The 20,553-nt window shown below is 74.4% G+C and carries 13 protein-coding genes and 2 pseudogenes; 3 read left to right on the forward strand and 12 right to left on the reverse strand.

Annotation, left to right across the window (positions count from 1 at the left end; translation table 11 throughout):
* The first annotated feature begins 28 nt into the window (after positions 1–28).
* The gene (locus tag AC3EQ1_RS21800) at positions 29–832 is read left to right on the forward strand and encodes a class I SAM-dependent methyltransferase (protein ID WP_432096023.1); all 804 of its coding nucleotides are present in this window, start codon (positions 29–31) and stop codon (positions 830–832) included.
* On the opposite strand, the gene AC3EQ1_RS21805 is transcribed toward AC3EQ1_RS21800, so the two are convergent.
* The 9 genes and pseudogenes from AC3EQ1_RS21805 to mshD all read right to left on the reverse strand — a co-directional run bounded on the left by AC3EQ1_RS21805 (position 795) and on the right by mshD (position 12,344).
* Positions 795–1,997: a caspase, EACC1-associated type gene (locus tag AC3EQ1_RS21805; RefSeq protein WP_432096024.1), complete on the reverse strand. Its 1,203-nt coding sequence runs from the start codon at positions 1,995–1,997 to the stop codon at positions 795–797. The two genes, AC3EQ1_RS21800 and AC3EQ1_RS21805, sit on opposite strands and share 38 nt — an antisense overlap.
* Positions 1,994–2,578, reverse strand: coding sequence for an effector-associated constant component EACC1 (locus AC3EQ1_RS21810; RefSeq protein WP_432096025.1), 585 nt, complete (start codon positions 2,576–2,578; stop codon positions 1,994–1,996). The genes AC3EQ1_RS21805 and AC3EQ1_RS21810 overlap by 4 nt, the downstream gene beginning before the upstream one ends.
* Positions 2,579–2,901: 323 nt before the next feature.
* Positions 2,902–4,194, reverse strand: coding sequence for a hypothetical protein (locus AC3EQ1_RS21815; RefSeq protein WP_432096026.1), 1,293 nt, complete (start codon positions 4,192–4,194; stop codon positions 2,902–2,904).
* Positions 4,191–5,105 carry a hypothetical protein gene (locus tag AC3EQ1_RS21820; protein WP_432096027.1) on the reverse strand — a complete coding sequence of 305 codons (915 nt, stop codon included), beginning with the start codon at positions 5,103–5,105 and terminating at the stop codon, positions 4,191–4,193. The genes AC3EQ1_RS21815 and AC3EQ1_RS21820 overlap by 4 nt, the downstream gene beginning before the upstream one ends.
* A 381-nt stretch (positions 5,106–5,486) precedes the next feature.
* The gene (locus tag AC3EQ1_RS21825; RefSeq protein WP_432096036.1) at positions 5,487–5,882 is read right to left on the reverse strand and encodes an NUDIX hydrolase; all 396 of its coding nucleotides are present in this window, start codon (positions 5,880–5,882) and stop codon (positions 5,487–5,489) included.
* 293 nt (positions 5,883–6,175) lie between these two features.
* A pseudogene (locus AC3EQ1_RS21830) lies at positions 6,176–7,006 on the reverse strand (CHAD domain-containing protein); the annotation flags it as partial.
* A 423-nt stretch (positions 7,007–7,429) separates the two neighbouring features.
* A pseudogene (locus AC3EQ1_RS21835) lies at positions 7,430–7,786 on the reverse strand (CHAD domain-containing protein); the annotation flags it as partial.
* 358 nt (positions 7,787–8,144) lie between these two features.
* Positions 8,145–10,496, reverse strand: a complete 2,352-nt coding sequence (locus tag AC3EQ1_RS21840; protein WP_432096028.1) for an RNA degradosome polyphosphate kinase — start codon at positions 10,494–10,496, stop codon at positions 8,145–8,147.
* A 909-nt stretch (positions 10,497–11,405) separates the two neighbouring features.
* Positions 11,406–12,344 (reverse strand): mycothiol synthase, encoded by a 939-nt coding sequence (gene mshD / locus AC3EQ1_RS21845; RefSeq protein WP_432096029.1) that lies wholly within the window; start codon positions 12,342–12,344, stop codon positions 11,406–11,408.
* Positions 12,345–12,675: 331 nt separating this feature from the next.
* Between mshD and AC3EQ1_RS21850 the strand changes: the two genes are divergently transcribed.
* Together AC3EQ1_RS21850 and AC3EQ1_RS21855 are read left to right on the forward strand one after the other, a co-directional pair.
* Positions 12,676–14,493, forward strand: a complete 1,818-nt coding sequence (locus AC3EQ1_RS21850; protein WP_432096030.1) for a bifunctional metallophosphatase/5'-nucleotidase — start codon at positions 12,676–12,678, stop codon at positions 14,491–14,493.
* A gap of 559 nt (positions 14,494–15,052) precedes the next feature.
* The gene (locus tag AC3EQ1_RS21855; RefSeq protein WP_432096031.1) at positions 15,053–16,393 is read left to right on the forward strand and encodes an LmeA family phospholipid-binding protein; all 1,341 of its coding nucleotides are present in this window, start codon (positions 15,053–15,055) and stop codon (positions 16,391–16,393) included.
* 337 nt (positions 16,394–16,730) lie between these two features.
* On the opposite strand, the gene AC3EQ1_RS21860 is transcribed toward AC3EQ1_RS21855, so the two are convergent.
* The 3 genes from AC3EQ1_RS21860 to AC3EQ1_RS21870 all read right to left on the reverse strand — a co-directional run bounded on the left by AC3EQ1_RS21860 (position 16,731) and on the right by AC3EQ1_RS21870 (position 20,434).
* Entirely contained in the window at positions 16,731–18,266 is a 1,536-nt protein-coding gene (locus tag AC3EQ1_RS21860; RefSeq protein ID WP_432096037.1) for a sensor histidine kinase, read from the reverse strand.
* Positions 18,266–18,994 (reverse strand): response regulator transcription factor, encoded by a 729-nt coding sequence (locus AC3EQ1_RS21865; protein ID WP_432096032.1) that lies wholly within the window; start codon positions 18,992–18,994, stop codon positions 18,266–18,268. The genes AC3EQ1_RS21860 and AC3EQ1_RS21865 overlap by 1 nt, the downstream gene beginning before the upstream one ends.
* A 348-nt stretch (positions 18,995–19,342) precedes the next feature.
* The gene (locus AC3EQ1_RS21870; protein ID WP_432096033.1) at positions 19,343–20,434 is read right to left on the reverse strand and encodes a S1C family serine protease; all 1,092 of its coding nucleotides are present in this window, start codon (positions 20,432–20,434) and stop codon (positions 19,343–19,345) included.
* Positions 20,435–20,553: the final 119 nt, after the last annotated feature.

Below are 20,553 nucleotides of genomic sequence, written 5' to 3' on the forward strand. Positions count from 1 at the left end.
TTCGGGCGGCACCGCCTACCCTCTCCTCATGGCCGTCCGCATCCCATCGCCCCGCCCTGTGGGGACCGTGACCCGCGGCACGACCAACCCGAACCGTCTGCGGCGCATGGACCGCTGGATCGCCGCGGTCCACGGCGGAGCCGTGCGCCGGGACCGGGACGGGGTCGCCGTCGACCTCGGCTACGGCGCCGCCCCGTGGACCGCCGTCGAGCTGCTCGGGCGGCTGCGGACCGTGCGGCCGGACGCCCGGGTGGTGGGTATCGAGATCGATCCGGTCCGGGTCGAGGCCGCCCGCCGTTACGAACGCGACGGGCTCGCCTTCGCCCACGGCGGCTTCGAGGTCCCGCTCCCCGGCGGGCGCCGGCCGGTGCTGATCCGGGCCGCCAACGTGCTGCGGCAGTACGACGAGGCCGAGGTCCACGCCGTCTGGGAACGGCTGCGGGCGCGGCTGGCGCCCGGCGGACTGCTCGTGGAGGGGACCTGCGACGAGATCGGGCGGCGGCACGTCTGGGTCGCCCTCGGCCCCGAGGGCCCGCGCACGGTCACCTTCGCGACCCGGCTGGGGTCGCTGTCCCGCCCCTCCGACCTGGCGGAACGGCTGCCCAAGGCGCTCATCCACCGGAACGTGCCGGGCGAGCCCGTCCATGCGTTCCTCAGCGACTTCGACCGCGCGTGGGCGGCCGCCGCACCGTTCGCCTCCCTCGGGGCGCGGCAGCGGTGGATCGGCACCGTACGCGCCCTGCGCCGGGACTGGCCGGTCGCCGACGGGCCCGGGCGATGGCGCCAGGGGGAGGTCACCGTCCGCTGGGACGCCTTGGCTCCCCGGGGCTGACCGGGGCGCCGGCTCCACGGGACTGACCGGGGCGTATGGACGGCTCCGACCCGGTCGGCTCCACCTGGCCGGTCGGCGGGACGGCGCCTTCGTGGTACCAGTGCGCGCGGCTGGCCCGGGCCGCCGTGAGCCGTTCGTCGTCCGGCGCGGCCACGCTCTCCCAGTCGGCGACCACGGCGTCGAGCAGTGCGGCGGCGCCCGGCGGGTCCCCCGCCTCGCCCAGCACCGATCCGTGGGCGTGGCGGTAGGTGAGGACCTCCCGGTCCGTCGGGGAGAACTCCCGGACGCCGTCGGCGACGATGCCCGCGAAGAGCCGGACGGCCTGTTCCATCCGTTCCGGCTTGACCACGGCGCCCTGCAGAGCGAGCCGGCGCGTCCGCAGGGCGAACCGGGCCCGCGCCGCGAGGCCTTCCCGGGTCCGCCCCGTCCCGTGTGCGGGGTTGCGGGTCAGTGCCAGGTCGTGGCTGAGCCCCACCGCCCGCTGCGCCGGCACCGGACAGCGGTCGGCGGACGTGGGCAGGGTGACCGCGAGCCGGCGGTGGAGCGTGCCGAGGTCGAGGTGTTCCGGGCCGTCGGGGATGCCGTCCCTCAGCAGCTCCAGCAGCGCGCCGGTGAAGCCGGTGAACTCCGCGCCCTCCCCGTACCGCGCCTTCTTCGTCCGGGTCGTCGCGGTCAGGAGATGTACATCGGCCGCTGCCGGTGCGTCGAAGGCACGGGCGGCGAAGCAGCAGTCGAGCACCGCGACCTTGTGGCGGGCGGCCGACTGGGACATCGCGGCGAAGACGTCCTGCACGGGCAGCGAGGTGCGGGCCACCCGGCCCGGCTCGTCCACCGAGCCGGGGAGCGCCAGGCACAGCCGGTCCCCTTCGGCGAGCAGTCCGTGGCCGGCGTAGTAGAAGAGGCACAGGTCCGGCCGGCCGCCGCCTGCCGGCGGGAACAGATCGAGCACGTCGGTGGCGGTCTGCGGGTCGACGCGCAGCCGCACGGCGTCCGGGTCGAGGTGTCCCGCGGGGCCGGTGAGGGCGTCCGCGAGGGCCCGGACGTCGGCCGCCGCCTGCGGAATCGGGTGCAGGCCGCTGGGCGTGACCTGGGTGGCGGTGCCGACGAGCACGGCGGACGAGCGCTGGGGGCGGGGCAGTTGTACGGCCCATCCGCCGTCGTTCACGCGCCCGGGCCGCGGCCGTCGGTCCGCCCGTCGCCGCTCCGCCCGCCGTCGGCCCGCCCGTCGCCGCTCCGCCCGCCGTCGGCCCGCCCGTCGCCGGTCCGCCGGCCGTCGGTCCGCGTGTCACCGGCCCGTGTGTCACCGGCTTCCGCGTCACCAGCTTGCGTGTCACCGGCCCGCGCGTCATCGGTTCGCGTTGCGTCGTCGGTGCCGCCCCCGCCGCGGCCGTTGTCGTTCACAAAGCGCTCCAGTTCCTCCCGTACGGCTGCCGCGTCCGCCGGGCTGCCCGCGGAGACCCGCAGTTCCGCGCCGTCCGGCCGGACGGCGCGGAAGCTGACGCGCCGGCTCTTCGTACGCTCCGCCAGCCACATGGCGACGGCGCCGACCCCGGCGCTGAGCAGCGGCTCCGCCGCGCCGAGCAGTTCCGCGGCCTGGGCGAGGGCGCCCTGTTCGCCGCGGGCGGGCGGTGCCATCCGGAGCCGGACGGCGCCGCTCAGGTCCTCGTCGTCGTTCAGCCAGTCGGCCAGGTCACGGACCAGGGCGTCCGCCTCGGCGGAGCCTCCGTCGAATGCGAAGGTGAGCACGGTTGCTGGGCCTTTCCGGTCGGGGTTCGGTGTTCGGTCGGTCCCGTGCGGTGCGTGGCCGGGACCGGGTCGTCACCCGCCGCTGCACGGGCGGGCGGGGAAAAGCGGGGATCCGGGGAGCCGCCGCGCGGCTGCGGTTCCGTACGGCGGGCGGTTCGCCGACGGGTGTGCGGACGGTGGGCACACCGTCGACGGGCGCAACGCCAACGGGCCTCTCGCCGGCAGGCACGTCGTCAACGGGCTCCTCGTCAGTGGGCACCTCGTCAGTGGGCACGTCGGCAACGGGCGCCTCATCAGCCCCCTCGTCCTCAGCGGCCACGCCGTCACAGGCCCGGGAAGTGCGGATCCGCCTGCGGGGCGGCCGGGCCCGGTCCTCCGCTCCGGGGTCCGCCCTGGGCCGCCCGTCGGCCCGCGGTGTCGAACAGGGGCGGCCGGCCGGGGGTTTCGTACGGGAACCGGAACGCGGTGCCGGCCTCCGGCAGATCCACCAGATCGCTCAGCACCCGCTCCACCGGTCCCAGCCTGCCGGGCGGCGCGCCCTGCCCGTAGGTCTCCTCCAGCCAGGCGCGGCCCAGCGTGGTGACGCTGTGCCAGGCGGTCTGCCGCTCGCCCTCCGGCGGCACGCGGACCACCGCGGCCTCGGCGGCCGATACGGCCCCGGTCCCGGCCCCCAGTGCGGTGGACAACGATGCGGCGGACACCGTGGCCGCGACCGTCTCCGCCAGGTGCAGCGGCACCGTCCCCGCGGCGGCGACGGCGATCCGCATCCGGAAGACGCGGCCCCCGTAGCGCTGGGCCGCGTCCTGGTACAGCGGCGCGGCCCGGATCGCGAACGGGTCGGCCGGCACCGGCTGCTGGTACACCGGGTTCGGTGTGCCGGCGACCGCGAGGCGGCCGTACTCCTGGGCGAGATAGCCGAGCCGGGCCGGCAGTCCCTCTCCCGGCGCGGACGGCTCCAGACAGACGCCGATCATGCTCGGCCGGTCCTGACGGGCCAGTTCGTCCCAGACGGGTTCCCAGGACACGGCCTGTCCGGCCGGTCCGGCCAGCGGGAACACCATGACGCCCACCCGGAACCGGGCGTCGTGACGGGTGGACGGCGCCCAGGCCAGCCGCTTGCGGACCTCGGCCAGGCCACCGTCGCCCGGACCGCTGCCCCCACCGGATCCGGGTCCCGCACCGGCGCCCCCTCCGAATCCGGCTCCGGCTCCGGCTCCGGCTCCGACGGGTGTGAGCGCGCGCCGCACCCCTGCCGCGTCGAGCCCGACGGCCCGCACATGCCGGGGTACGGAGAGCAGGCGCGGTCGCAGGGCGCGGGCGGCGCTCTCCGCGCTCTGCCGGTCCCGGTCGTGGACCTGGCCGAGCAGGGCGCAGGAGATCCGGCCGGTGTCCGGCTCGTTCCAGTAGCGGATCTCGAACCGGTGCCGCCCGTCGGGGACCCACCGCTCCGCGAGCCAGGTCCGTTCCCGGACCGCCGCCTCGGCCGTGCGCCGCTCCTCGGGCAGACCGGCGAAGCCGCCGTGCTCCGACAGGGCCGCCTCGGGTTCGAGCCGGGCGCCCACCCAGGCCCAACTGCCCTGCGACCCCGAGGAGACCAGCACACCGTCGTCGGTCATACCGTGCCGGGACCTCCGGCCTGCGGCGGGACACCGGGGCGCGGCGGCATCGGCGGAACGGGGACCGGCGCGGGCGCCGGGGCGGCGGGCACGTCCTCGTCGACGACCGGCGGCAGCCCCTGCGGGAAGCCGTAGGAGTCGGGCACGTCGATGCCCTCGATCGCCACGAACAGGCCCTCCCGGCAGGCCAGATGCACGGCCTCCCGCATCGCCTGCGGCCGGTCGGCGCGCATCATCTGCTTCTCGGGCGTGTTCTGCCCCAGCACGCCGCGGAACAGGTCGCCGACGAACTGGGCGAACAGCGCGGCCCCGCGGCGCGAACGCCACATCGTCCAGCCGAGGTAGAGGCTCGATCCGTAGCCGAACACGGAGACGTACGCCGTGTACGGGCCGTCGTCCAGGACCAGCCGGTGGCTGATGCTCTCCGCGCCCCGCCCACCGGTCCTGATCCGGCGTTCCTGGACGGCCAGCGGGCTGCGCCGGAGCCGCAGCGTGCCGCGGATCTGGCTGTAGACCGACGTCGCCCGGTCCTCGCGGTCGGCGAGGAGGACCCGCCAGGCGCCCAGCGGCTCCCGGACCCGGGACGCCAGCAGGACCAGCCAGAAGGCCGCGGTGGAGGCGATGAACGCGAACATCAGCCAGGCCGCGCCCGCTGCACCCCCGTCGGAGGACGACGACCCGTAGCCCCCGTACTCGGAGGACCCGCCGAGGTCGGCCATCAGGGAGATCAGCCCGATGAAGGCCGGGACCATGGCGACGAGGACCGAGGCGAAGAAGGCCCGCAGCACCAGGAACAGAATGAACCGGCCGCTGACGCCCTCCGCGAGGGACAGCTCCATGTCTCCATGGCGCAAGGTTTTGTCGAGGTACGCGGCGTTGCCGTCGCCTCCGCGCCACCCCGGTAACTGCATGCCGTCGCCTGTGATCACCGCTGCCCCCCAGAGGTCCCGCGTTGGTGCCTAGGTGCGACAGAATGCCACGTCAGTGGCCCAAGTGCACTGCCTGTGACGGAACTTGACACCAAGTTTCCACGGCCCGGCCGTCCCCTTTCCCCAGCCCGTACGACGCATCCGGCGCACCCGCACCGACCCGCTCGCAGAGGACGGCCGACACCTGACCGGATCGGAGGCGTCCGCGATCGAAATGGTCGTGAAAACGACCGGACTGCTTACGGAGTTGGGCGCTCGATGACGGGTGCCGGGTGACGGATGCCGGGTGCCGCTCGGGGCGGGCGCTGTCGGCGGCCGACCGGTCCGCGACGACGGCCGGCGCACCGCCCCGCACCTGTGGGCTCAGGCCATGTGGAGCACGTCGCGGAAGGCGTCGACCAGTTCCCGGTCGCGCTCGTGCGTCAGCCGGAGCCGGGCCGCGTCCGGGGACAGCCAGAGGAGTCGGTCGACCTCGCGGTTCGGCACGAACCGCCCGTCGGTGGCCTCGGCCGCCCAGTAGTGGACCAGCTTGGGGCGGTCGTTGGCCAGATAGTGGGCGGTGGGGAGCGGCGGTCCGGGTGCGCAGGCGTATCCGGTCTCCTCCAGCACCTCGCGCAGCGCGCCCCGCAGCGGTTCCTCTCCCCGCTTGAGCTTGCCCTTGGGGTGCGACCAGTCGTCGTACTTCGGGCGGTGGACCAGCGCGATCTCGACCTCCCCGGCCCGCGGGGAACGCCGCCAGAGCACGCACCCCGCCGCCAGTACGGTCTGCCCGACTGCGGGATGCCGCCCGGCCGCGGGCTCGCCGGTGGCCGGTTCGCGGGTGGACGGTTCGCGGGTGGACGGTTCGCGGGTGAACGGTTCGCGGGTGGACGCCCCGTTGCCCGGGCCGGCGTCCGGAGAGCCGACGTCTCTGGGCTCGTCGTCCCGGGAGCCAGTGCCCGGAGAGCGGCCGTCGTCGCGAGGACCGATGTCCGGGGGGTCGTCGTCCCGAGGACCGGTGTCCGGAGGGCCGTCGTTCCGAGGACCGGTGTCCGGGGGGTCGTCGTCGCGGGTCACCGGGTGGTCACCGCCCATCGCTGCCAGAGCCTGCCGAAGGCGAACCGCGCCGCCTCCACGTCGTGCCGCTGATCGGCGTGGAGCACGCCCAGGGCGTACGCCGTGGCCGGAGCGATCCGCGGAGTGCGGGCGGCTGCCGCCGCTGCCGCCGCCGCCTCGGCCGCGTCGCGGTGCCGCTCCAGGGCCTGCGCCGCGCCGGAGAGCCGCACGCCGAACGGCGGCTCGTCTCCCCCGCCGGGCACCGGCCGGGGATCCACCGCCTCCATGACCTCCTCGGCGTACCGGCACAGCCGCAGCAGCAGCCGGACCTGGTGCCAGGGTGCGTCCTGCTGCTCCGCCGCCGGTGGTGCGTCGGCCGCCGCCGTGGCGGCGAGCCCGTGCACCAGGGCCTCGGCGTTGTACGGGTGCCCGGCCCGGTACAGCGGCAGGGCGTCCACCGCGTCCGCCAGCCGCCGGTGCACCTGGTCGGCGAGCGGCCGCAGCGCCTCCTCCGGGGATCCGGCGGCGGCGACCGTGTCGAGCGGTGCCTCCGAGGCCAGCACGGCCACGCTGTCGGCGACCGCGTGGAACCGTGACGAACCCAGGACCTGGAGGCCCTGCGAGTGCGCCCGGGTCCGGGCAAGGGTGAGCTGCCGGTCCAGCAGGGCGGCGGCACGGGCGGCGCCCACCGTCAGCGCGCCGGGAGCGGTGGCCGTGGCCTGGGCGGTGTTCCGCTGCTGGGCCCTCCGCTGCCCACCGGCGGCCCCGCCCTTCCCGGGTGTCCCGGCCGCGCCGGCCGTCACTCCGGTCCCGGCCGTCCCGGCCGTCGTCACGGATCCGGGCGCGCGCTGCGCCACGACCCGCTCCCCGTTCTCCCCGTTCGCCAGGTTTCCGCTCGCCGCGTTGCCGGACGTCCCGGAGCCCGTCCCGAACCCCGAGTCCGCCACGGAGCCCGCCCCGTACCCCGAGTCCGCCCCGTACCCGGCGCTCCCGGTGGGCAGCAGGTCCGCGGGGGCGGGCAGTTCGGCCTCGCCGAGCGCGAGCGGCCGGACGGCCGGGCCGTCACCGCCGTACGCGGCCGGGGCGCCGTCGAAGGACGGTCCGCCGTCGAAAGGCTGTCCGCCGCCGTGAGACGGTCCACCGCCGTAGGCCTGCCCACCGGGCCCGCCCGTGCCCATGCCCGTGCCCGTGCCCGTGCCCGTCAGGTCGTACCACTCGGTGGCGCCCCGGCCGCCCTCTCCGGTCCCGGCCGCCGCCACGGGCGACGGGTCCGCGCCGGAGAGCCGGTGCAGGGCCGCGCGGAGCCGGACCAGCCGGGCCGCGTAGGCGTGTTCGCGGGCCAGCGTGCCGGCCACCCAGGCGAGTTCCGCGCGCAGCGGGTCCGACCACGCCGTGTCCGTCAGCGGGCGGAAGGTGTGCAGCGCACCGCTGATCCGCCGCGCGGACCGGCGCAGCCGCCGCCCCGCCTCGACGGCCTCCTCCGCGTCGGAACCGCTCTCCCGCTGCAACCGCAGGCTGCGCAGGAACTCCGTCGCGTGCGCGTGCAGGTACCCGGCCAGCACCTCACCCGCGGTCGGGGCCGGGGGCGCGCCCCGGACCGGCCTGCCGCCCGTGCTCTCCGCCACCATCACACGCACCCCTCGTGCCGGTTCCTCCCCGCCGACCGCGGCCGGACGGCCGCGCTCGGCGGATTCCCGGCGGTCCCGGCCGTGACGCTGCCGCCACTCCCGGTCCCGCCCCTCCTCGTCCCCGCGGCCCCCGCCGCGGTGGTCCCCATATCCGGGGCGGCGATCCCCAAGGCGACGGTCCCCGCCCGTGCGCACCCCGTCGCGTTCGTCGTCGCGGCGTTCCCGGCCGGGGTGCCCGGCCCTCCGGCCCGCCGGGGCCGACGCGTCCGCGGCACGGGCCGTAACCTCCCGGTCCGGACCGGTCCCCGGAACGCCGTCGCCGTGAACGCTGTCGCCGTCACCGGCTCCACCGGCGGATTCATGATGTCGCTGGACCACGCCGGCGCCTCCGGGCGTCGATGAGCATTTCCTGGACGTTGGGCAGCCGCTGTCCCTCGGCGTCCGTCGCGTGCCGCGTCCAGTTGCCGTCCGGGCCGAGGTGCCAGGACGCGGTCGCGTCCGACATGCCGGTCTCCAGCAGCCGGGTCAGGGTGGCCCGGTGGGCCGTGTCGCTCACCCGGACCAGCGCCTCGATCCGGCGGTCCAGGTTGCGGTGCATCATGTCGGCGCTGCCGAACCAGACTTCGGGCTCCCCGCTGTTGCCGAAGGTGAAGACCCGCGAGTGCTCCAGGAAGCGCCCGAGCACACTGCGCACCCGGATGTTCTCCGACAGCCCCTCGACCCCGGGCCGCAGCGCACAGATCCCGCGCACCCAGACGTCCACCGGCACCCCGGCCTGCGACGCCCGGTACAGCGCGTCGATGACGGCCTCGTCGACCATCGAGTTGACCTTGATCCGGATGTACGCGGGCCGGCCGGCGCGGCGGTGCGCGGCCTCCTTGTTGATCCGCTGTATCAGGCCGTCGCGCAGGGACTTGGGGGCGACGAGCAGCCGCCGGTAGTTCTCCCGCCGGGAGTAGCCGGACAGCCGGTTGAAGAGGTCCGAGAGATCCGCGCCGACCTGCGGGTCCGCGGTGAGCAGCCCCAGGTCCTCGTACAGCCGCGCCGTCTTCGGGTGGTAGTTGCCGGTGCCGACGTGGCTGTAGCGGCGCAGCGTGTCGCCCTCCTGCCGGACCACCAGCGACAGCTTGCAGTGCGTCTTCAGCCCGACCAGGCCGTAGACCACATGGCAGCCCGCCTCCTCCAGCTTGCGCGCCCACTTGATGTTGGCCTGCTCGTCGAAGCGGGCCTTGATCTCGACGAGCACCAGCACCTGCTTGCCGGACTCCGCGGCGTCTATCAGCGCGTTCACGATCGGCGAGTCACCCGAGGTGCGGTAGAGCGTCTGCTTGATCGCCAGCACGTCGGGGTCGTCGGCGGCCTGCTCCAGGAAGGCCTGCACGGAGGTGGAGAACGAGTCGTACGGGTGGTGCAGCAGCACGTCCCGCTCGCGCAGCGCCGCGAAGATGTCGGGGGCCTGCGCCGACTCGACCTCGGCGAGGTCGCGGTGGGTGCCCGCGACGAACTTCGGGTACTTCAGCTCGGGCCGGTCCAGCTTCGCTATGCCGAACAGGCCGGTCAGGTCCAGCGGGCCCGGCAGCGGATGGACTTCGGCCTCGGAGATCTTCAGCTCCCGGACCAGCCGGTCCAGGACCTCCGGGGCCATCGACTCCTCGACCTCCAGCCGCACCGGCGGGCCGAAGCGGCGCCGCATGAGCTCCTTCTCCAGCGCCTTGAGGAGGTTCTCCGCGTCGTCCTCCTCGACCTCCAGGTCCTCGTTGCGGGTGACCCGGAACATGTGGTGGGCGAGCACCTCCATCCCCGGGAAGAGCTCCTCCAGGTGCGCCGCGATCACGTCCTCCAGCGGCACGTACCGCTGCGGGGAGGCCTCCAGGAAGCGGGAGAGCAGCGGCGGCACCTTGACCCGGGCGAAGTGCTCGTGCCCACTGACCGGGTTCCGCACCACGACGGCCAGGTTCAGGGAGAGCCCGGAGATGTACGGGAACGGATGCGCGGGGTCCACGGCCAGCGGCGTGAGCACCGGGAAGATCTGCTGGCGGAACAGGGTGAACAGCCGCGCCTGCTCCTTCTCGGTCAGATCCGGCCAGCGGATCATCTGGATGCCCTGCTCGGCGAGCTCCGGCAGGACGTCCTGCTGGAAGCAGGCGGCGTGCCGGGCCATGAGCTCGCGGGAGCGGTTCCAGATGAGGTCCAGCACCTCGCGGGGCTGGAGTCCGGAGGCGGACCGGGTGGCGACCCCGGTGGCGATCCGGCGCTTCAGACCGGCCACCCGGACCATGAAGAACTCGTCCAGGTTGCTGGCGAAGATCGCCAGGAAGTTGGCGCGCTCCAGCAGCGGGGTGGCGGGGTCCTCGGCGAGTTCCAGCACCCGCTCGTTGAACGCCAGCCAGCTGCGCTCGCGGTCCAGGAACCGTCCCTGGGGCAGCTCGCCGTCCCGGTCCTCGTAGCCGTCCTCGTAGCCGTCGAGATCGGCGTCGAGATCCGGTTCCAGGTCGGAGTAGGCCGCGGCCGCCACGGTCTGCGTGCGGTGCGCGGCGATGGAGCCGACCGAGGGCTGGACGTGCTGGGCCGGAGCCGGAACGCTGGAGTCGCTCATGTCCTCATTGTTCCGCGCCCACGCGTGTTCGGGCGCGTCGGAAGGGGGCGGGGACAGCGGCGGAGGAGCGGCACGGAGCCGTCTCGTGGGGGATTTCGGCACAGCGGGCTGCATTCAGTGATGCTCGCAAGCAACGTTGAATCGCCGGTAACGCGCACATGGCGACCAGGCAAGCGGGTCCCTTCCCGGGGGTGGACGCGGCCCGGCGCCCGGGGGCCGTGGCCCGGTGCCGGCGGCGCGGGCGGGCCCCGGGCGGGGTGCGAAGCCGCCGTTACGGAGTGCGGCTGCGGCCGTCCTCCGCGGAGTTCCGCTGCGGGCTTCTCCGCGGGAGCCACGGGGGGCGGCGGGGACTCCTGATCCCGGCGGGGGCTCCGGAGTCCCCGCCGGGATCCGGGGGCTGCGAGGCCCGCCGGGGTCCCGGTGCCACCGGAGCACGCCGGTGTCCGGAGCCCGCCGGTGTCCGCCGGGGCCGGGGTGACGCCCGAGGAAGCCGGGCAGCGGGGGCGGGCCGCCGCCGCACGTCTTCCGTCACCAGGCTGCCCAGCGCGGCGGGCGGTCACGCATGACGGCTTTCCTTCCTGGCCGGGGGGCTCCCGACGGCCCGGGGGACCGGCAGGGCTCCCGACGGCCCGGGGACCGGCAGGGGATCCCGACGGCGCAAGGGACCGGCGGGGGCGGGGCGGGGCCTTCGGCGGGTGCCCCTCGGCCGGGGTCCGAGCTCTGGCCATGGGTTTCCGGGGCTACTCCATCCGGGTGCCGGAAGTGCCCGCGGGGGCTTTTGCCGGAGGCCGGTAGGGCGATCCTGCGCGGACCGCCCGCAGGCGGCCGGGCACCGGGTACGGCCGGGCCGCCCGGGAGCGGCCGTACCCGGTGCCCACTCTGATCAGCTCTCCACCCGGACCGGCTCTCCACCCGGCTCAGCTCTCCGCCCGGACCGGTTCTCCGCCCCGGCTCAGCTCACCGTCCGGCTAGCTAGCTCTCCGTCCGGACCAGCTCTCCATCCTGATCAGCTCTCCACCCGGCTCAGCTCTCCGTCCGGTACATCAGATCCGTCTCGTGGGTGACGAACCCGAGCCGCTCGTAGACCGTGACGGCCGCGGTGTTGTCCGCGTCCACGTAGAGCATCGCGGTCGGCAGCGCCGACGCCGCCAGGTGCCGCAGCCCGATCGCTGTGAGCGCCTTCCCCAGGCCGCCTCCCTGCGCGCCGGGGACGACGCCGACCACGTAGACCTCACCGAGCTGTTCGGCGGCGTGCACCTTGGTCCAGTGGAAGCCGACGATCCGGCCCTCGCGCTCCGCCAGGAAGAAGCCCTCCGGGTCGAACCACGCCTCCGCCATGCGGTCGTCGAGGTCCCGCTGGGTGAGGGAGCCCTGCTCGGGGTGGTGGGCGAAGGCCGCCGCGTTCGCCGCCAGCCACGCGGCGTCGTCCTGCCCCGGCCGGAAGGCCCGTACGGTCACGCCCTCCGGCAGCACCGGGTCGGCGAGCGAGAGATCGGCCAGCGGGCGGCGCATCTGCCGCAGTTCCCGGAACAGTGACATGCCCAGCACCTGCGCCAGGTGCCGTGCCGCCGGGTGCCCGCCGTGCGCCCACATCCGCAGCCGCCGCCCCGAGGCGTCCAGCAGCGCGCCGCCCAGCGCCCGGCCGTGGCCGCGCCCCCGGTGCCCGGGGTGCACGACCAGTTCGGCGGCCGGTGCCTCCACCGGGTCCGTCTCCTCCAACTGGGCGTAGCCGGCGAGCGTCCGGCCGCCGTCGCCCTCGTCCGCGTACAGCAGCAGATGCCGTACGCCCTCGCGGCGGCCGCCCCGCAGCTGCAGCCGGCCCTGCTCGGAAACGGCGGGCTGCCCGTCGATCCGGGCGGCCTCCTCCAGCAGCTCCGAGACCGCCTGCGCCGTCTCGGGCGCCACCTCGTCCAGAACCTCGATCTTCCGCACCGCGCCCGTCCCGTTCACCACGTTGCTCATGTCCTGAGCCTACGACTCGTAGGTTCCGGGGGAGCCCTGCCACCACAGGGAGACACCGCGCCTCCGCCCGTCCGCCGCCGTGACCCCGGCGACGCGTCCGGCGGGCCGCCGCCCCCGTCGTCGCGCACGGCCCGCCGGGCGGCCCCGGAGCCCCGGCCCGGCTCCCGCTCACCCGGCCCGTCCGCCCGGGGTTTCCGGGCACACCGTCGCAACCTGCTCGTTACCACCGGAGTCCTGACACGCTACGCGCGTTGACCATAAGCTGCCGCTCGACTCGACCACGTCAGCGATTTCCGCTGTCGCAAAACTCGCTGTCCACAAAGGGGAACTCATGTCAGCGACACCTCAACGGCGCCGCACGGCCCGCCGTCTGACGATCGGTGCGGCGGTGCTCGCGGCCACGGCCGGGGCGCTGTCCGTCGCCGTTCCGGCCGGGGCCGACAGCAACCGGCACGGCCGCGGTCACGGACACGGACACGGCCGCACCGTCGATGTGCAGCTGCTCTCCTTCAACGACTTCCACGGGAACCTCGAACCGCCCGCCGGCTCCTCCGGCCAGGTCACCCAGCAGAACCCGGACGGCACCACGCAGAAGATCGACGCGGGCGGCGCCGAGTACCTCGCCTCCTCGCTGCGCACCGCGCGGAAGGGCCACCCGTACAGCGTCACCGCCGCCGCCGGCGACATGATCGGCGCCAGCCCGCTGGTTTCCGGCCTCTTCCACGACGAGCCGACCGTCGAGGCGATGAACAAGCTCGGCCTCGACGTGACCAGCGTCGGCAACCACGAGTTCGACGAGGGACGGACCGAGCTCACCCGCATGCAGAAGGGCGGCTGCCACCCCAAGGAGGGCTGCTTCGAGAAGGGCAAGGTCTTCAAGGGAGCCGACTTCCCCTACCTCGCCGCCAATGTGACGGACGAGAAGACGCGCAAGCCGATCCTCAAGCCGTACACGGTCTGGAAGCACCGCGGGGTGAAGATCGGCTTCATCGGGCTGACCCTGGAGGGCACCCCGGACGTCGTCTCCGCGGGCGGCATCAAGGGCCTGAAGTTCCACGACGAGATCAAGACCGTCAACAAGTACGCCAAGGAGCTGAACCGGCGCGGGGTGAAGTCCATCGTCGCGCTCATCCACGAGGGCGGCGCCCCCGCGAGCGGCTCGTACAACTACAACTGCGACAGCCCCGGTCAGGGCGACGGCATCTCCGGCCCGATCGTGGACATCGCCAAGGGCATCACCCCGAAGGTCGACGCGCTGGTCACCGGCCACACCCACCAGGCGTACGTGTGCACCGTCCCGGACCCGGCGGGCAAGCCCCGGATGGTCACCTCGGCCTCCTCGTTCGGCAAGCTCTACACCGACACCACGCTCACCTACGACCGCCGCACCCATGACATCGTGCGGACCAAGGTCGCGTCGGCCAACCACGTGGTGCGCCGGGACCAGCCCAAGGCCGCCGACATGACCGCGCTGATCCAGCGCTGGAACAAGCTGGCCGCGCCGGTCGCGAACAAGCCGGTCGGCTACATCTCCGGCGACATCCCCGGCCGCGGCGCCGCCACGTACGAGTCGCCGCTCGGCGACGTCATCGGCGACGCCCAGCTGGAGGCCATGGCCCCGGCCGACAAGGGCGGCGCGCAGCTCGCCCTGATGAACCCGGGCGGCATCCGCTCCGATCTGGTGCAGAAGGCGTCGGGCAGCGAGGGCGACGGCGTGGTCACCTACGGCGAGGCCTTCACCGTGCAGCCGTTCACCAACATGATGACCGCGGTCGACCTGACGGGTGCCCAGCTGATCACCGCGCTCCAGCAGCAGGTGAGCGGGCCGAACGAGGCCTCGCCGAAGATCCTCCAGGTCTCGAAGGGCTTCACCTACACCCTGGACATGACGAAGACCGGCGCCGCCCGGATCGAGGCGGACTCGGTGAAGCTGAACGGCACGGCGATCGACCCGTCGAAGACGTACCGGGTCGCGATGAACGAGTTCCTCTCCGGCGGCGGTGACGGCTTCACGGCGTTCAAGGAGGGCCGCAACAAGTTCGTGGGCCAGTCCGATCTCGACGCGCTCACCGCGTACTTCGCCGCGCACTCGTCCGCGGCGCAGCCGCTGGCGCCGCCGAAGGCGGACCGGATCACCGTCGTGAAATGACCCGCCCGGACCACGGTCGTGAAGTGATCCGCGCGGAGGGTTGACCAGCCTGCGGGGCGGGCGAAGTGGCCCTCCCCGCACGGGAGTCACCCCGGCACCGGGGTGCACCGGACACCGGTACGGCCCGGCGGGGCATGATCCCGCCGGGCCGTCGTGCGTGAGCGCCCGTCGGCGGCCCGGTCCCTCCTCCGTCACCGCCGCGTCCGTCACCCCCGCATCCGTCACCCCCGCGAGTGACCAACGGCGTTGCTCCGCACGGCCGTATACGGCTGAACGCGGCCGGTCACCGGCGGCCGGGCAGGCCCGCCCGGAGCCTCCCACACCGCTCCTCCGCGTGTGCCCCGAGCGCCGCCGCACCTGTTCCGACCTGCCCGGGGACACTCCGGAGCGCACGGCGGTTCCGCTGCCCCCGGGTACGGCACCCGCGCCCGCCCCAACGTGAAATCCCTCGCATTAACCGAGGTTTAACGCCTGAACTTGCATTCGAGGGTGCGGTTCGTGATCGGATATACCGATGCGACCCCCCACACGACCTCCCGAGTCAGAGCCGAGGCCGTCGGTGCGCAACCCGTACGAGGACCTCGCAGCGCTCGCCGACCCCGAAGAGGACTACGGCGACAGCTCACACCGGCGCCTCGAGGACGACGTCCTGGGGCTGGGGCTTCGCGCGGACGACGAGCAGGCCGACGAGGAGTGGACCCGGCCCGACCACCGCCGGGGCCGGCGGCGCCGGGGCCGGTTCGCGGCCCTTCCGATCGCCCTCAAGGCTGTGGTGGCCGTCGTGGTGGCCATGGCGTTCCTGGTCGTCGCCGACCGCTGGGCCGTGCTCTACGCCGAGCAGAAGACGCAGGAGAAGCTGAAGGATTCGCTGCATCTGGCCACCGAGCCGGATGTGACCGTGCACGGCTTCCCCTTCCTGACGCAGATCGCCGACAAGCGGCTGGACAAGGTCGACATCGCCATCCCCGACGTCGCCGCCGACCGCGTCTCGCTGGCGCGGGTCGAGGCGTCCGCCTCCGATGTGCAGCTCCAGGGCAGCCTGCCCACCGACATCAAGGGGGCGGTCATCGGCCGGATGCAGGGCAGCGTGCTGCTGTCGTTCGACGACCTGAACCGGGAGCTGGGCTCCTCGCAGGTGAAGTTCACCGAGATGGGGCGCAGCTCCGTCCGGGCCGAGGGCAGCCTGCCGGTCGCGGGTCACGACCTGCGCATGAAGGCCGAGGCCCACATCCGGCGGGTGGGCGGCCGGGGAATCGCCACCGACATCAGCGGCATGCAGCTCAACATTGCCGATATCGCCGTATACCGGCCGGGGAAGGGCGAGGGCGAGGGGCTGCGGCTGACCCGCAAGGGTGCCGAGGAAGTGCGCCGCAACCTGGCCCAGGCGAAGGCCCTGCTCTCCATCCCGTCGCTGGCCGAGCGGCTCGGCGTGCCGGACTCGGCGATCGACCGGACGGTGCGCAGCGAGGAGGAGCTGCACCGGGTCACCGGGGCGCCGCGCTTCGTGAAGCAGGTGATGAAGCTCAACCTCGTCGACGTCCTCGTCGAGCACCCGTGGCTGCTGAAGAAGATCGGCATCGACCCGGGGCTGGCCTCCGGGCTGACCCAGCTGACGAAGCCGGACCTGTCGAACCGGTTCTCCCTCTCCTTCCAGCTCCCGAAGGTGCCCGGATACGTCCGCCTCCAGAACATCTCGGTGGAGCGCGAAGGCATCCGTGCCGACCTGTCGGGGATGGACATGCCGCTCGGCGACGCGGAGAAGAAGGACGCCGAGAAGAAGGCCCCGGAGAAGGGGCCGGCGAAGAAGGGCGGGAAGCCCGAGCCGTCCGGGAAGAACGACAAGGGCCAGAAGGACAAGGGCGAGAAGTCGCAGAAGCCGGAGGGCGGCAAGGAGCACTGAGGGCCCGCACGCCCCTCCGGCGCCGCCGCGCCACCTGCTGTCCGAGCCCCGCTCAGGCCTCCGCGCCGGGCGGGGCTCGTCGTTTCCGCGGGGCCGGGGCGGCTGCCGAACCGGTGCCCAAACCTGGGTCCGGTCGCGGCCGGGGCAGTGTCCGAACCGGTGCCCGGCCCCAGGCCAGGTTGCAGGGCCGGGGCAGAGGCCGAACCCGTCCCCGGACCCGGACCGGGTGGCCGGTCCGGTGAACCGGGCGGCCTACGCGGTGGCCCTGCCGCGGTCCCGGGCCGGGGCGCCGACCCCGGGCCACCTGTCACCCGCCGGCCGGCCACCCGGTCGGCCGCTACGGCACCGTCTCCGGCGGAGGCGCGCTCGACCCCGGCAGCGCGAGGCGGGCCAGCGTGCCGCCGCCCGGTGCCGCCTCCAGGGTCACCGTGCCGCCCGCCTGCTGCACCGTGCGGGCCACGATCGACAGCCCGAGCCCCGATCCGGGCAGGCTCCGCGCAGAGGTGGAGCGCCAGAAGCGTTCGAAGACGTGCGGGAGTTCGTCGGCCGGGATCCCCGGGCCGTGGTCCCGCACCGTCAGCGCCCCGCCCCGCAGCCGGACCTCGATCGCGCCGGCGCCCTCGGCCGGCACGCCCGCCTGGCCCGTACCGGCCGCCGGGGCCGCACCGCCCGCCCGGCCGGCACCGCCGGCCCCGGACACCCCGGCCGACGGCTCGGCCGGGCCGCCGGCGCCGCCCTCCGTCCCGCCGCCGGAGAACTTGACCGCGTTGTCCAGCAGGTTCACCACGGCCCGCTCCAGGGCGGCGGGCTCGCCCCGCACGTACCAGGGGTCCAGCTCGGTGGTGACGGCCAGGCCCGAGCCGCGCAGCCGGGCCCGTTCCACCGCGCGGCCGGTGATCTCGTGCAGCGCCACGACCTCCAGCGGCCCGCTGCCCGCCACCGCGTCCGGCCGGGACAGCTCCTGCAGGTCCCCGATGAGCGCCCCCAACTCGACGACCTGCGCCTTCACCGAGGACAGCAGCTCGCGCCGGTCCGCCTCCGGCAGCGCCCGGCCGGTCTCCGCGCTGCGCACCAGCAGCTCGATATTGGTGCGCAGCGAGGTGAGCGGGGTCCGCAGCTCGTGCCCCGCGTCGGCGATGAGCTGCTGCTGACGGTCCCGCGAGGAGGCCAACGCCGCGGTCATCGCGTTGAAGGACTGCGACAGCCGGGCGATCTCGTCCTCGCCCTCGACCGGGATCCGCACCGCCAGGTCCTCGGTGCGGGCCACGTGCTCCACCGCTCCGGTCAGCCGGTCCACCGGCTTGAGCCCGGCCCGCGCGATCCACAGGCCCGCCGTGGCCGCCCCGACCACCCCGACACCGGCGACCGCGACGAGCAGCAGGGCCAGGGTGTTCAGCGCGCCGTCGATCTCGCTCAGCGGCCGGGACACGGAGACGGCGCTGCCCACCTGGGTCTGCTGGGTCAGCACCCGTACGGGTTCGCCGCTGTCGGTGACGCCGTCGTGCAGCGCCTCCTCCCGCACCCCTGCGGCGACCTCCTGGTCCACCCGCTCGACCTCGACGGGCTGGGAGTTGATCCCCACGCACCGGTGGCCGTCGGCCAGCACCAGCTGCCCGCTCGCGATGCCCGGGAGCACCTCCTTGTTGGTGTTCGGCTCGGTGTCCCGGCAGTTCCGGAGCAGCTGGCCGACGAAGCCGGGCGGGATGCTGGTGTTGTGGAGGCTGTTGTCGAGTTCGGCGCGCAGCTGGTTCCGCGTCAGGAACCAGCAGGCGAAGGCCGACACCGCGACCGCCACCGCCACGGCGACCGCCGTCAGCAGCGCCAGCCGGGAGCGCAGTCGCAGCCGGTGGATGCGGCGCAGGGAGGCCGGGATCACTCGCCGCCGCCCTCCCCGCGCAGGACGTACCCGACGCCGCGCACCGTGTGCACCAGCCGCGGCTCGCCGCCCGCCTCGGTCTTGCGGCGCAGATACATCACGTACACGTCCAGCGAGTTGGAGCTCGGCTCGAAGTCGAAGCCCCAGACGGCCTTGAGGATCTGCTCCCGGGTGAGGACCTGCCGCGGGTGGGCGAGGAACATCTCCAGCAGCGTGTACTCGGTACGGGTCAGCTCGACCACCCGCCCGCGCCGGGTGACCTCCCGGGTGCCGAGGTCCATCCGCAGGTCGCCGAAGACCAGCGCCCGTTCCTCCGGCTCCGGGCCGCCGCCGGCGGACGCGTACGAGCTGCGGCGCAGCAGGGCCCGGATGCGGGCCAGCAGCTCGTCCAGCTCGAAGGGCTTGACCAGGTAGTCGTCGGCGCCCGCGTCGAGCCCGGTGACCCGGTCGCCGACGGTGTCCCGCGCGGTCAGCATGAGGATCGGCACGGTCAGGCCCGCGGCGCGCAGCCGGCGGGCGGCGGTGAGCCCGTCCATCCGCGGCATGAGCACATCGAGCACCACCAGGTCGGGTTGGTACGCGTCGACCTTCTCCAGCGCGTCGAGGCCGTCGACGGCCTGCGCGGTGCCGTACCCCTCGAAGGCGAGGCTGCGCTGGAGCGCCTCGCGGACGGCGGGTTCGTCGTCGACGATCAGGATGCGGTGGTCGCCTTCGGCGGGGCTCATCGGTGCCTACCTGGGGATGGGAGCGGCGGATCGGTTCGGTGCGGTGCGGGCGGGTGCGGTGCGGGCGGGTGCGGACAGTACGTGCGGTGCGTCGCCGGTGGTGCGTGCCCGGCCGGGGGTGACCCGCCGGGGTCACCAGCCGGGGTCACCAGCCGGGTCGCCGTCCGGTGGCTCCGGCCTCCGGGTACGGGCCGGGGTGCGCGGGTCCGGCGCCGCCGCACCAGCCTCGCACGCGGACGCCGGAGCCGGTCGTCCGACGGGCGGGCCCGTTCACCCGCGCCCCGCAAGCCTCGGTCCCTCGCAGCCTCCGCCCCTCGCGGCCTCCGTCCCCGCCCCTCACCCCGTCCCTCAGTCCCCGTCCCGCAGGTCGTCGAGGATCCCGCGCACGTCGTTGACCGGGATCGCGAAGCCGAGTCCGATGCTGCCGGCCGCCCCCGAGGCCGCACCGCCGCCGGAACTGGGTGTGTACATGGCCGAGTTGATCCCGATGATCCGCCCCTCCATGTCGACCAGCGCGCCGCCGGAGTTGCCCGGGTTGAGCGAGGCGTCGGTCTGCAGCGCCTTGTAGGTGGTGGTGGACGAGCCCACCTCGCCGTTGTACTGCCCGCCCCCGAAGGAGAACGGCCAGCGGTCGCCGTCCCCGGGCGAGCGCTGCCCACCGTCCTTCCGCACGGTCACGTCCCGGTCGAGCGCGGAGACGATGCCGCTGGTGACCGTGCCGGTGAGCCCTTCCGGGGAGCCGATGGCGACCACCTGGTCCCCGACCTTCACCGCGTCCGAGTTCCCCAGCGTCGCCGCCTTGAGCCCGTTGACGCCCTCGGCCTTCAGCAGGGCCATGTCGAGGTCCGGGTCGGTGCCGACGACCTTCGCGGTGGCCGTGCGGCCGTCGTGGAAGGTCACGGTGACCGACGAAGCACCGGAGATCACATGGTTGTTGGTGAGGATCTCGCCGTCCGCGGTGGTGATGACACCGGAGCCGGTGGACTTCCCGCCCGGCGAGGAGGCGCTGATCTCCACGACGCTCGGGGCGACGGCGGAGGCGACTCCCGCCACCGTGCCCTTCGTCGTCACCGCCGCCGTGGTCCCGGCGACCGCGTTTCCGCCGCCGGCCGCTCCCCCGGTGGCGTGCTCCACGAGGAGGGCCGTCCCGCCGCCGACCGCGGCCGCCGCGAGGGCGACGGCGGCGAGGAGCGCCACGGGCCGGCGGGCGCGCCGGCGGTGCCCACCGGGCGGCCCGGCCTCCGAAGCCGCCCCGGGCACGCCGCCTCCCGAGCCGCCCCACCCGCCAGGACGGGCACCCGCACCTCCCCCACCGGGTGCGGGCGGCAGCGTCGGCCCCTGGACGGGCGCTGCCGGAAACCGGGCGTCGAGCGGCGGTCGGGACGCGGAAGCGCCCTGGTCCGGGCCCTGAGGAACGGGATACGCACGGGTGTCGGTCATGTCATGTACGGTCCGCCCGCAGCATGAGAACCGTCTGAACGATCCGTGAGAAGCCCGATAGAACTCGGTATGCCCGACATAAGGATCCGCCCCTGCGGAGCGCGTACGCGCTCCGCACG

This window comes from Streptomyces sp. bgisy100 (genome assembly GCF_057709105.1).